At 75.2% G+C, this 11,804-nt stretch carries 10 protein-coding genes and 1 tRNA gene; 2 read left to right on the plus strand and 9 right to left on the minus strand.

Annotation, left to right across the window (positions count from 1 at the left end; genetic code table 11):
• Window positions 1–132: 132 nt before the first annotated feature.
• From ACIQCH_RS37870 to ACIQCH_RS37900, 7 genes are all read right to left on the minus strand, one after another.
• Window positions 133–888, minus strand: coding sequence for an ABC transporter ATP-binding protein (locus ACIQCH_RS37870; RefSeq protein ID WP_402588823.1), 756 nt, complete (start codon window positions 886–888; stop codon window positions 133–135).
• Entirely contained in the window at window positions 885–3,737 is a 2,853-nt protein-coding gene (locus ACIQCH_RS37875; protein ID WP_402588825.1) for an ATP-binding cassette domain-containing protein, read from the minus strand. Before ACIQCH_RS37875 ends, ACIQCH_RS37870 begins: the two co-directional genes overlap by 4 nt.
• 15 nt (window positions 3,738–3,752) lie before the next feature.
• On the minus strand, window positions 3,753–5,042 hold the full coding sequence (locus tag ACIQCH_RS37880) for an ABC transporter substrate-binding protein (protein ID WP_402588827.1): 1,290 nt from the start codon (window positions 5,040–5,042) through the stop codon (window positions 3,753–3,755).
• 172 nt (window positions 5,043–5,214) lie between these two features.
• The gene (locus ACIQCH_RS37885; protein WP_402588829.1) at window positions 5,215–5,460 is read right to left on the minus strand and encodes a DUF2283 domain-containing protein; all 246 of its coding nucleotides are present in this window, start codon (window positions 5,458–5,460) and stop codon (window positions 5,215–5,217) included.
• A 110-nt stretch (window positions 5,461–5,570) separates the two neighbouring features.
• Window positions 5,571–5,658, minus strand: a tRNA-Leu gene (locus tag ACIQCH_RS37890).
• A 111-nt stretch (window positions 5,659–5,769) separates the two neighbouring features.
• Window positions 5,770–6,273, minus strand: coding sequence for a hypothetical protein (locus ACIQCH_RS37895; protein ID WP_402588831.1), 504 nt, complete (start codon window positions 6,271–6,273; stop codon window positions 5,770–5,772).
• Between the two features lie 132 nt (window positions 6,274–6,405).
• Window positions 6,406–7,353: a beta-ketoacyl-ACP synthase III gene (locus tag ACIQCH_RS37900; RefSeq protein ID WP_402588833.1), complete on the minus strand. Its 948-nt coding sequence runs from the start codon at window positions 7,351–7,353 to the stop codon at window positions 6,406–6,408.
• 218 nt (window positions 7,354–7,571) lie between these two features.
• On the opposite strand from ACIQCH_RS37900, the gene fdhD reads away from it, so the two are divergent.
• Window positions 7,572–8,444: a formate dehydrogenase accessory sulfurtransferase FdhD gene (gene fdhD / locus ACIQCH_RS37905; RefSeq protein WP_402588835.1), complete on the plus strand. Its 873-nt coding sequence runs from the start codon at window positions 7,572–7,574 to the stop codon at window positions 8,442–8,444.
• A gap of 397 nt (window positions 8,445–8,841) precedes the next feature.
• On the opposite strand, the gene ACIQCH_RS37910 is transcribed toward fdhD, so the two are convergent.
• Window positions 8,842–9,255 carry a (2Fe-2S) ferredoxin domain-containing protein gene (locus tag ACIQCH_RS37910; RefSeq protein WP_402588839.1) on the minus strand — a complete coding sequence of 138 codons (414 nt, stop codon included), beginning with the start codon at window positions 9,253–9,255 and terminating at the stop codon, window positions 8,842–8,844.
• Between the two features lie 120 nt (window positions 9,256–9,375).
• Window positions 9,376–10,428, minus strand: a complete 1,053-nt coding sequence (locus tag ACIQCH_RS37915) for a bile acid:sodium symporter family protein (RefSeq protein ID WP_402588837.1) — start codon at window positions 10,426–10,428, stop codon at window positions 9,376–9,378.
• A 148-nt stretch (window positions 10,429–10,576) separates the two neighbouring features.
• On the opposite strand from ACIQCH_RS37915, the gene ACIQCH_RS37920 reads away from it, so the two are divergent.
• On the plus strand, window positions 10,577–11,572 hold the full coding sequence (locus tag ACIQCH_RS37920; protein ID WP_402588841.1) for a LysR substrate-binding domain-containing protein: 996 nt from the start codon (window positions 10,577–10,579) through the stop codon (window positions 11,570–11,572).
• The last annotated feature ends 232 nt before the right edge of the window (window positions 11,573–11,804 follow it).

Raw genomic sequence — 11,804 nt, forward strand, 5'->3', positions numbered from 1 at the left:
CGGGGCTTCGCCCGGGCCTGCGGCCCCCCTCGGCCCGGGCCTGCCTCCGGACCAGCCTGCCACCCCTGTCAAGCGCCTCCCCCACACACCACGGGCCGGCCGACTCCCGCGCGGTCGGCGTCCTCGCGTCGCCTACGCCCCCAGGTACGCCTCCCGTACCGCGGGGTCGGCACGCACCCGAGCCGGGGTGCCCTCGGCGAGCACCGTGCCCAGGTCGAGGACCACGACCCGGGTGCAGAGCTCCATCACGAAGGCCACGTTGTGCTCCACCAGCAGGACCGCGCAGCCCTCGTCCGCCAGCCGGCGCACCACCGTCGCCAGCCGTTCCCGCTCCGGCGCGGACATCCCCGAGGCCGGCTCGTCCAGCAACAGGACGCGGGGCGGGTCGGCCACGGCGCGCGCCAGCTCCGCCATCCGGGCCTGGCCGACCGGCAGCGCGGCCGCGTACGCCGGCCCGAGCGCGGCGATCCCGCAGTCGGCCAGCACCGCGGCGGCCCGGGCCCGGCGCCCCCGCACCTGTGCCCGGCCGCGGCCACCGCGCCACTCCTGGGCGACGAGGAGGTTGTCGGCGACCGTCAGTTGGCCGAAGAGCTGCTGGCGCTGGAAGGTGCGGCGCATGCCGTGGCGGGCGCGCCAGACCGGGGAGCGGCGGGTGACGTCGGCGCCGTCGAGGCGCACCGCCCCCGCGTCGGGGCGGCGGATCCCGGACAGGACGTCGAACAGGGTCGTCTTGCCCGCTCCGTTGGGACCGATCAGGCCGCACACCTCACCGCCCCGCAGCCCGAGCGACACCCCGTCGAGGGCCCGTACCCCGCCGAAGCGCACACCGATGCCGTCGGCCTCGAGCAGGTACGGCGTGCGCGTGCGGCCGGCGTTCCCGGTGCTCATGCCCGCACCCCCAGGTAGGCCTCGGTCAGCCGGTCGGCCTCCACCTCGGCGCGGGGGCCGCACCACTGGACGCGGCCGTCGGCGAGGTAGGCGACGGTGTCGGCCACCCCGAGGATCTCGGCGGCCTTCTCCTCGACGAGCAACAGCGCGGTGCCGGTCGCGCGGAGTTCGCCGAGGAGGGCGTACACCTCGTCCACCACGCGCGGCGCGAGGCCGAGGGAGGGCTCGTCGGCGACCAGGACCCGCGGCGGGCGCTGGAGCAGCGGGGCGAGGGCGAGCAGCTGTTGCTCGCCGCCCGACAGGGCGCCCGCGGGGGTGCGGCGCCGGGCGGCCAGCCGCGGGAAGCGCTCGTACACGCGGGCGCGCTCGTCGGGGTGGTCGAGGCGGAGCGCGAGGTTGTCCTCGACGGTCAGGGCGGGGAAGATCCCCCGCCCCTCGGGGGCCAGCAGGACCCCGGCGCGGGCCCTGCGCACCGCCCCGTGCCGGGTGACGTCGCGGCCGCCGAGGTGCACGGTGCCGCGTGCGGCGGCGAGCGCGCCGGCGGCCAGTCGGCAGGCGGTGCTCTTTCCGGCCCCGTTGGGTCCGAGGACCGCGAGGATCTCCCCTGCGCGCACGCCGAGGTCCACTCCGCGGAGCACGGATCCGCCGTCGTAGCCGGCCCATACGCCGCGCAGTTCCAGTGCGTACGGGGAGGGCGGGGTGTGCGGGGAGTGTGGGGAGTGTGGGGAGTGCGGGGCATGTGGGTCGGCTGGCACGTTCGGTTCGGGCGGGGCGTTCCGGTCGGCGGGCGCGTCCGGGGTCGGCGGGTGGGGCGGGGCCGTCGTCGTCCGTGCCTTCGGCACCGTCGTGGTGGCTGCCCCGACGGCCTCTGCCGCTCCGGCCGTCGCCGCGGCCCCGCCGTCCTCCGGTTCGACCGCCTCCGCCGCACCCAGCCGGCGGCGGCGACGGGCGGCCAGGCGGAGCGGGACGGCCGCGACGTAGCCGTCGGGGTCGTTGGCCAGGGCCAGGCCGGCCAGGCCGAAGAGGATCACCGGGAGGTGGGCGGAGGAGGTCACCCACTCCGACAGGACGTGCGGCGCCAGGGCGTACACCAGGCCCGCCACCACCGCGTACTGCGGTCGCCGGACCCCGGCGGCGACCACGACGGCCAGCCAGACCAGTCCCGTCATCGCCGTGAAGTCCGTGGCCGTGACCCGGGTGTTGTACGAGGCGTACAGCACGCCCCCGAAACCCGCCAGCCCCGCCGAGACCGCGAACAGCAGCAGTTGCGTGCGCACCACCGAGACGCCCGAGGCCATCGCGGCCGCCGGGGCCGAGCGGACCGCCAGCACGGCCCGGCCCCACGACGAGTCCCGGAGGGCGGTCAGGCCCCAGCAGGCCAGCGCCACCAGGACCAGCATCGCCACCCCGAAGGCCCGGTCGTCGCCCAGGTCCACGGGGCCGGCCACGGGCCGCGGCAGGGCCCGGCCGGCGTCGCCGTTGCGCAGCCACCCGAGCTGGAAGAGCACCTGGTCGGCGAGGAAGGCCAGCGCCAGGGTCGCGAGTGCGAGCGACCGCCCGCCGCCCAGGCGCAGGGCGGGGAGTGCCACGAGCGCGCCGAGCAGGGCCGCGGCGCCCGTACCGGCGAGCAGCGCGAGGACGAACGGCCAGCCGTGGCTCATCAGCAGCCCGGCCACCAGCGCCGCGCCCGTCACGAACGCGGCCTGCGCGAGCGAGACCATCGCCCCGAGCCCGGTGACCACCGTGATCGACATGAGGACCAGGCCGAGGGCCAGTCCCTGCGCGAGCAGGCCGCTCCAGAAGGGGGTGGTGACCGTGTAGAGGGCCAGCCCGGCCACCAGCGCCGCCACCGACCAGGCGCCCCAGCGCCGCCGCCACGAAGCCCCGGCCAGGTGGTCCGCGGGCGGCGCGTCCGCCACGGCCACCCCCGCGGTCCGCTGGCGCCGCGCCAGCACCAGCAGGCCCGCGAACAGGATGAGGAACGGCACCGCCGTGCGGAACCCCGTCACCCGCTCGGCGAAGGACGCGTACCCGGCGACCAGGTTCTGTACGACGCCCAGCCCCAGCCCCGCCGCGAAGGCCACCGGCACCGAAGCGAACCGCCCCAGCACCGCGGCCGTCGCCGACACGAACAGGAAGAGGGTGTAGTCGTGCGCGGACAGCCCCAGCAGCGGTCCGGCCAGCACCCCGGCCAGTCCCGCCAGGCCCGAGGCCAGCATCCAGGCCACCGACGACAGCCGGTCCGCGCTGATCCCGCGCAGCTCCGTCAGCCCGCGGTCGTCCACCGCCGCCCGCAGCCGCAGCCCGAGCCGGGTGTGCCGCAGCAGCACCCACAGCCCGGCGGCCGCCGCGGCCGTGGCCACCCAGGTGATGAGCTGGTCGGAGTCCACGCCCACGCCGGCCACCGGCTGCCAGGAGCGGGCCGGACTCGGCCCGATCCCCGGCAGCCCGAACTGGTTCTCCGCGGGCAGCACGCCCGCCACGCCCGCGTCCGTGAGCAGTTCCACCACCCACAGGCCGGCCGCGGGCAGTGCCACCAGCAGCCCGATCGTGGCCGTGATCTGCGCCGTGGGGCCGACCCGCGCGAGCTTGCGGAACATCAGCCGGTCCAACGCCCAGCCGAGCCCCGGCGCGAAGCCGGCCACCACGAGCAGCGCGACGGGTACGGCCGGCCAGCCGAGCCCCGAGTGCAGCTCGTAGAAGACCAGGGCGCAGAGGTACGCGGTCGCCCCGTGCGCGAAGTTGAACAGGCCGGACGCGGAGTACGACAGCACCAGCCCCGTGGCCAGCAGGGCGTACAGCGCGCCCGAGACCAGTCCGCTCAGTACGAAACCCAGCAGATCCGCCATCGACCGACCCACCCTTTACCGGAACGGGACCGGCGGGTAGCAGGTGAAGGGCACCGCGACCCGGTACGAGCCGCCCTTCAGCTGCACCAGCGCGCCGCAGCCGAAGCTCTCCTGCTGCCCCTTGGGCTCGGCCCGGTCGCCGACCAGCGTCCCGGTGTCGGCGAAGCCGGCCGCCGCGGTCTGGAAGCTCTCGGGGGTGAGGTCCTTGCCGGCCTTGGCCGCGATGGCGAGGAACAGGTCCGCCGACATGTAACCGGTCAGCATGTGCATGTTCAGCGGGACGTCCTTCCCGCCCGCCGCCTTCTTGATGTCCGCCTTGAACTGCGCCATCTTCGGGTCGTCCTGCTCGAAGGGCATGAACTGCAGCAGCACGTACGTCCCGTCCAGGGCCTGCCGTGTCGCGTCCTTGGCCAGGAGCCCGGGGTCGTAGTCCGTCGGGTCCGTGAGGACGCCCTCGTACCCGGCCCGCTTGAGGGCGGTGAAGAGTCCGATGTTGTTCGGCGTCTGCATCACCGACACCACCGCGTCCGGCGCCCGGCCACCGCCACCGCGCAGGATGTCCTTCACGTACGCCGACCAGTCCGTCGGCACCGAGGCCGCGGGCACCGACGGCTTGGCGTACGCGACCTCGAACCCGGCCTTCGCGAAGCCCAGGCCGAAGGTGCGGATGCCGAACTTGCCGGCGTCGCTGTCGTTGGCGATGATCGCCACCGACTTGCCGGCCGCACCGCCCAGCACCTTGGCGATGCCCTCCGGCCAGGTCTGGTTGAGGGTGCCGCCCGGGGTCGGTACGAGGCAGCCGTTGAACCCGTAGACGTACTTCGGTCCGCAGAAGGCCGGGGTGGTGCCCCAGCCGAACGTCGGCACCTTCGACTGCTCCAGGAACTCGGCGCCCGCGAAGGTCACCGAGCTCATCGGCGCCACCGCGAACACCTCGTCCTGCTGGACGGCCTTGCGGGCCGCCGCCATGTTCCGGGCCGGGTCCTGGCCGTCGTCCTGCGCCCCGAGGTACTCGATCTTCCGGCCGGCCACCCCGCCCTCGGCGTTGGCGCGCAGGTAGCGGGCCCGGGCGCCGAGGTCGGTGTCCTTCTTGCTGTAGCCGCTGGCGGTGGTCATCGACACGATCCCGCCCACCCGGATCGTGTCGGCGGTCACCCCGCGCACGGCACCGTCCTTCTCGCCGTCCGCCCCGGAGGACCCGTTGGACGCGGAGTTGCAGGCGGCGGAGCCGAAGGCGAGCACGAGGGCCGCCGCGGACGCGGCAAGAGCGCGGAGCGGTCGCGACGGTCGCGGGGTGCGCAGCATGAAGGGGGTCCCTCCGGTCGGATTCCCCGCATTCTGGATCTGACCTGATGAACCGTCAATAACTGATGGTCCGTCAATTGGGGCGGATCCCGACCTGGCGGAGGCCCGGGCGGCGCCGGTCGGGCCCTGGCCCCTGCCGCGGTCCGGTGGGTTCCCGTTCGGGCCGCGCGGGTCAGGAGTCCCCGGCGTCCAGGCGCTCCGCGGAGCGGAGCAGGTACTCGGGCAGCTTCGAGCAGGCGTCCAGGACCTCGATGCCGAGGAGGCGGCCCTGCTCGTCGAAGTCGAGGTTGATCATGCCGTCGACCCCCACCGGGTCGCAGGGGTACACGTGCACGGACCGCACCCGGGCCTGCGGCTCGGTGAAGTACACGTACGCCGCGTTCGCGGTCTTGTCGTAGGTGACCTTGAGCTCTGCCACGGTGCGCCGGCTCCCTCGGTGCGGACGATGTCGGTACCGCCTCGCCCGGCGGGTTGCCCGGTCGCGGCCGAACGCAGAAGACCCCCTGCCGAAGCAGGGGGTCTTCTTGCTGGTGTCCGAGGGGGGACTTGAACCCCCACGCCCGATAAAGGGCACTAGCACCTCAAGCTAGCGCGTCTGCCATTCCGCCACCCGGACCAGGTGACCGCCCCGGTTTCCCGCGGCGACATGGAAAACAATACCAGGGGTTCGGAGTGCTCTTCACCCGCATATCCGGAGGTCAGCCCGCTGCGAGGGCCGCGCTCGCGGTCAGCGGTGGCCGGCGTGGCCCTGGGCGTACGGGGCGTCGCCGGCCGGGTGCGCAGCGTGCGGGCCGCAGTGGACCGGAGTGCGGGCGCCGGCCCGGGCGGTGCCGGGGTCGCTCTGGTGGGCCCGGAACCACGGGACCGAGTGGGCGGACGGCCGGCACGAGGCGGGGGTCGAGTGGTGCGGGAGGGCCACCCGCAGGATCCGGTCTCCGCCGGTGCTGCGCACGACGTAACCGAAGGCGCCCGTGGACGCCGAGGGCCGCTCGGCGGCCTTCGCGGCCCGGGCGGCACCCTTGCCGTCCACGGCGGCGACGGTGCCGGACACCGATGCGGAACCGGCGTCGGACCCGGGCGACGGCGCGGCGTACGCGCCGGCGGCCGCGGACACGGCCGCCGGGCTGCGGTGCTGGTACCAGTCGGCCGCCGCCGGGACGGCGACGGCGGCGCCGAAGCCCACGCCGATGACGACGGTGGCGGTGGTCAGGGCGACGGACCTGCGGTTCATGGGGTGGGGCCTCCGGGACCGGGACGGCATGAGCGGACCCCTCCATGGTCGGGCCCGCAGCCCCTCCGGGGCGTCACCCCCGGGGACCAATGTGGGTACGACCGCAGATCTACTACCGAAGGGGGACTCCGGCTACGGACAGCGGATGACCTGGCCCGCGTACGAGAGGTTGCCGCCGAACCCGAAGAGCAGGACCGGGGCGCCGGACTCCACCTCTCCGCGTTCGACCAGCTTGGACAGGGCCATCGGGATGCTGGCGGCGGAGGTGTTGCCGGACTCGGTCACGTCGCGCGCGACGACGGCGTTCACGGCGCCGATCCGATGGGCCACGGGCTCGATGATGCGCAGGTTGGCCTGGTGCAGGACGACGGCCGCGAGCTCCTCGGGGGTCACGCCCGCCCGCTCGCACACCTTCCGCGCGATCGGCGGCAGCTGGGTGGTCGCCCACCGGTAGACGGACTGGCCCTCCTGGGCGAAGACCGGCGGGGTGCCCTCGATGCGGACCGCGTGGCCCATCTCCGGGACCGAACCCCACAGCACCGGGCCGATGCCCAGCTCCGAGCCCTCCGGCACGGCCTCGACCACCGCGGCGCCCGCGCCGTCGCCGACCAGCACGCACGTGGTCCGGTCAGTCCAGTCCGTCACCTCGGTCATCTTGTCGGCGCCGATGACCAGGGCGCGGGTGGCCGAGCCGGCCCGGATCGCGTGGTCCGCGGTGGCCAGGGCATGGGTGAACCCGGAGCACACGACGTTGAGGTCCATGACCGCCGGGGATCCCATCCCCAGGCGCGCGGCGACCCGCGCGGCCATGTTGGGGGAGCGGTCGATGGCGGTGGAGGTGGCGACGAGGACCAGGTCGACGTCGGCGGCGGTCGCGCCCGCCTGGGCCAGGGCCTTGGCGGCGGCCTCCGCGGCCAGCAGGTCCACCGGCTCGTCGGGGCCCGCGACACGGCGGGTCCGGATCCCGACCCGCGTGCTGATCCACTCGTCGCTGGTGTCGACCATGGCGGCGAGCTCGCCGTTGGTCAGGGTCTTGGCGGGCTGGTAGTGGCCCAGGGCGACGACGCGTGAACCGGTCATGGGCGGGATCCCCCTATTGGATGTGCAGGAATTTCCCAGCTTTGCCTGCTACTGGCGGGTATGAGGGCGCGTGAACCGACAGGAATCGGCCGACGTGTTGTGGACCTTCCACAAGATCCGCAGGTAGGGGCCGCGGACGGCCGTGGTCCCGTGCAGGACAATGTGGGGGCAAGGGCGCCGGAGGGCGCCGCGCGTGCCGAGGGAGTGGGCTGATCGCCATGGGACGGGTCACCGAGCGACGTCGGGTCGTCAGGATCCGGGACGGGGTCGCCTCGGTGCGGCCGGACACGCTGGTCGCCGAGGAGCCGCTGGAGATACGCCTGAACGGCAAGCCGCTGGCGATCACCATGCGCACCCCCGGCGACGACTTCGCACTGGCGGCCGGTTTCCTCGTCAGCGAGGGCGTCGTCGCGTCCGCGGAGGACGTGCGGTCGATCGTCTACTGCGCCGGGGCGACGGAGGACGGCCGCAACACCTACAACGTGGTGGACGTCCGGCTCGCCCCGGGCGTCCCGGTGCCGGAGTCGGGCCTGGAGCGGAACGTGTACACCACGTCCTCCTGCGGCCTGTGCGGCAAGGCGAGCCTGGACGCGGTGCGGACGGCGACCCGCTTCCCGGACACCGCCGCCGACCCGGTCCGGGTCACCCCCGAGGTGCTGACCGAGCTGCCCGACCGGCTGCGGGCGGCGCAGCGCGTCTTCGACCGGACCGGGGCCCTGCACGCGGCGGGACTGTTCTCGGCGGAGGGCGAGCTCCTCGACCTCCGGGAGGACGTGGGCCGGCACAACGCCGTCGACAAGATCGTCGGCCGGGCGCTCCAGGACGGCCGGCTACCGCTGGCCGGCGCGGTCCTGCTGGTGTCGGGCCGGGCGTCGTTCGAACTCGCGCAGAAGGCCGTGATGGCCGGCATCCCCGTGCTCGCGGCCGTCTCCGCGCCGTCCTCGCTGGCCGTGGACCTCGCCGTGGAGTCGGGCCTGACCCTGGTGGGCTTCCTGCGCGGCACCTCGATGAACGTCTACGCCGGCGAGCACCGGCTCACCGCCGTCGGTCCGGTTTCCCCCGAGGGCCTGGCGGTCGTCCCCGCGCCGTAGCGGCCCTGGTCGCATCGCCCGCTGAGATGCAGCCCCTTGCCGACGGGGCCCGCCTTCGACCGCCGGGACCCCGTCCCCGAAGCCCCGGGCGCACGGCATCACGAGAGAGCGCCGGCCCGTGGTGTGTGGGGGAGGTGCTTGAGGCGGTGTGGCAGGCTGGTCCGGAGGCAGGCCCGGGCCTGGGGTGGCCGCAGGCCAGGGCCGAAGGCCCCGAAGCCCCAGGGGTGGGCCTGCCGCAGGGCCTGCAGGCCACACCGGGTCAAGCACCGAGGGGACCCACACACCACGGGCCGGCCCCTCCGCAGCTCCGGACCGCGGCACCACGTCAGCGGCAGCAGTACCAGCGGCAGCCGTACCAGCCGTACCAGCGGGAGCGGTACCAGCAGCACCGGCCGCGTCAACGCCCCCGGCGCGCCGCACGCCCCTTCGACTTCGACTTCTCCCTCGCCCCGCCCCGAGACCCCTCGCCCCCGCCCTCGGCCGGCGCCGGGAACAGGCTGAGTTCCACCGTCGCCGGTACCGGGGCGATGCCGGGGCCGCCCGCGGCCGCCCAGGCCAGCACGTCCTCGGTGGCGTCGGAGTCCAGGGCCCAGCCGACCCACGCGGCCCGGGCGCCCTTGCGGCGGGCCTCCGCCGAGGGCTGGACCACGATCACGTTGGCCCGCTCGCAGGGCCCCAGGCAGTCGCTCGTACGGACGGCCAGTGCGCCCCCCGACTCCTCGGCAGCCGCCTGCAGCCGGGCCAACTGGCCCTCGTGGTCGGCCCCGGGGTTCTTGTTCGGGTCGCCGCAGCAACAGCCGCGGCACACCACGAGCGTGCAGGGGCGCGCGCCCGCGGCGGGGCGGAAGCCGGTGAGGGAAGGCCGTACGGAGGCCGGGGTGGTGGCGCCGACGGCGGGGGCGGCGGATCGTATCCGGGTCACCACCGCACGTTATCGGCCCGCGGTGCCGCCCTGCCGGACGGGCGCCGAGATCTCCGCCACACCCTGCTGCGGGAGTTGGCCGCCCGGCGGGTCGGCGGCCCGGCGCCGGGCGATGACCGCGCAGACCATCAGCTGCATCTGGTGGAACAGCATCAGCGGGAGCACCGCCAGGCTCGCGTGCGCCCCGAACAGCACGCTCGCCATGGGCAGTCCGGCCGCCAGGCTCTTCTTCGAACCGGCGAACTGGATCGCGATCCGGTCCTCGCGGCCGAAACCGAGGCGGCCGGCCCCGTACCAGGTCAGCGTCAGCGCCACGGCCAGCAGCACGGCCTCGACGAGCAGCAGCGCACCCAGCCGGGCCGGGCTGACCTGGTGCCAGACACCGGCCGCCATGCCGGCGCTGAAGGCGGCGTAGACGACGAGCAGGATCGAGCCCCGGTCGACGTAGCCGAGGGCCTTCCTGTGCCGCACCAGGAAGCCGGAGACCCAGCGGCGCAGCACCTGCCCGGCCAGGAACGGCAGCAGCAGCTGTACGACGATCTTCACCAGGGCGTCGAACGAGAACCCGCCGCCGTCCGAGCCGAGCAGCAGCCCCGCCAGCAGCGGCGTCAGCACGATCCCGGCCAGGCTGGAGAACGAGCCGGCGCAGATCGCCGCGGGCACGTTGCCGCGGGCGATCGACGTGAAGGCGATCGAGGACTGGATCGTGGACGGGACCAGGCAGAGGAAGAGCAGGCCGCCGTAGAGCGGGGGCGTCAGCACGTGCGGCACCAGGCCGCGAGCGGCCAGCCCCAGCAGCGGGAAGACGGCGAAGGTGCACAGCAGCACGGTGAGGTGCAGCCGCCAGTGCCGCAGGCCGTCGAGCGCTTCGCGGGTGGAGAGCCGGGCGCCGTAGAGGAAGAACAGCAGGGCGACCGCGCCGGTGGCGGCGCCGTCCGCGACGGTGGCAGCGCCCCCGCGCGCGGGCAGCAGCGCGGCCAGGCCCACGGTGCCGAGGAGGGCCAGGACGTACGGGTCCAGCGGCAACCGGGCGGGTATCCGGAACATCCGGGGGCGGGGCATGGGCGCTCGTTCTCCTGCGGTACGGGGACCCGGCCATCGTCCCCCGGGACCCGGCCATCGGGAAACCCGCACACCGCACTGACTGTCATCGCGGATCGTGATGACCGGGCGGCGACGCCGGGGGTACGGTCGGACGGTGGCAGGCACCCTGTACGACCCGGTCCAGCTGCGCACGTTCCTCACGGTCGCGCAGACGCTCAGCTTCACCCAGGCCGCCCGCCGGCTCGGGCTGCGCCAGTCGACGGTCAGCCAGCACGTGCGCCGCCTGGAGGAGGCCACCGGGCGCCAGCTGTTCAGCCGTGACACGCACACCGTCGAGGTCACCGAGGACGGCGAGGCCCTGCTCGGCTTCGCCCGCACCATCCTGGAGGCCCACGAGCGGGCCACGGCGTTCTTCACCGGCACGCGGCTGCGCGGCCGGCTGCGCTTCGGTGCCTCGGAGGACTTCGTGCTGACCCGGCTGCCGGAGATCCTCGTGGCCTTCCGGCAGGAGCACCCGGAGGTGGACCTGGAGCTCACCGTCGAGCTGTCCGGGACCCTGCACGAGCGCTTGGACGAGGGCCGGCTGGACCTGGTGCTGGCCAAGCGCCGCACCCCTCCCGGCGTGGCGGACGGGGCCCGCGGGACCGCGGCGGCGCCGGCCGCGGCCCGGGCGCCCGGGGCCGGGGCGGGCGGTGCCGGGGTGCTCGGCGCCGGGGCGTTCGGGCTCGGCGGCGACGAGCGCGGACGGCTGGTGTGGCGGGACCGGATGGTGTGGATCGGGGCGGACGGGCTGCGGGTGGACCCCGAGCGTCCGGTCCCGCTGATCGTCTTCCCGCCGCCGGCCATCACCCGGGCCCGTGCGCTGGAGGTCCTGGAGCGCGCCGGCCGGTCCTGGCGGATCGCCTGTACGAGCGGCAGCCTGAGCGGTCTGGTCGCGGCCGCCCGCGCCGGGCTGGGCGTGATGGCCCACACCCGCGGGCTGATCCCGCCGGGGCTGGTGCGGGTGTCCGCGGAGCGGGCGGGGCTTCCGGACCTGGGCGAGGTGGAGTTCGTCCTCCTCGCGGGCCGCGGTGGCGGCGCGGGCGGCGCGGCCGCCGAGGCACTGGCCGCAGCGATCCTCTCGGGCGCGGACCGGCTCGGGCCGGGGCGGCTCGGCTCCTGACGCCGCGCGCCCGGGGCCGGCCGCGCGCAGGGGCCGCCGCGCACAGGGCCGCCCTGCGCCCAGGGCCGGCGCGTGGTGGGGTGTGTGGCGGCCGTCCCGTGGTGTGTGGCTGCCGGCCCGTGGTGTGTGGCTGCCGGCCCGTGGTGTGTGGGTCCCCTCGCCTCTTGACCCGTCATGGCCTGCAGGCCCTGCGGCAGGCCCACCCCTGGGGCTTCGGGGCCTTCGGCCCTGG

The organism is Streptomyces sp. NPDC093225 (genome assembly GCF_044753805.1).
Taxonomy (GTDB): Bacteria; Actinomycetota; Actinomycetes; order Streptomycetales; family Streptomycetaceae; genus Streptomyces.

Excerpts from the sequence above, each read along its gene's own strand:
- ACIQCH_RS37870 (WP_402588823.1), bottom strand. The coding sequence starts at position 888 with ATGAGCACCGGGAACGCCGGCCGCACGCGCACGCCGTACCTGCTCGAG.
- ACIQCH_RS37875 (WP_402588825.1), bottom strand. The coding sequence starts at position 3,737 with ATGGCGGATCTGCTGGGTTTCGTACTGAGCGGACTGGTCTCGGGCGCG.
- ACIQCH_RS37880 (WP_402588827.1), bottom strand. The coding sequence starts at position 5,042 with ATGCTGCGCACCCCGCGACCGTCGCGACCGCTCCGCGCTCTTGCCGCG.
- ACIQCH_RS37895 (WP_402588831.1), bottom strand. The coding sequence starts at position 6,273 with ATGAACCGCAGGTCCGTCGCCCTGACCACCGCCACCGTCGTCATCGGC.
- ACIQCH_RS37900 (WP_402588833.1), bottom strand. The coding sequence starts at position 7,353 with ATGACCGGTTCACGCGTCGTCGCCCTGGGCCACTACCAGCCCGCCAAG.
- fdhD (WP_402588835.1), top strand. The coding sequence starts at position 7,572 with ATGGGACGGGTCACCGAGCGACGTCGGGTCGTCAGGATCCGGGACGGG.
- ACIQCH_RS37915 (WP_402588837.1), bottom strand. The coding sequence starts at position 10,428 with ATGCCCCGCCCCCGGATGTTCCGGATACCCGCCCGGTTGCCGCTGGAC.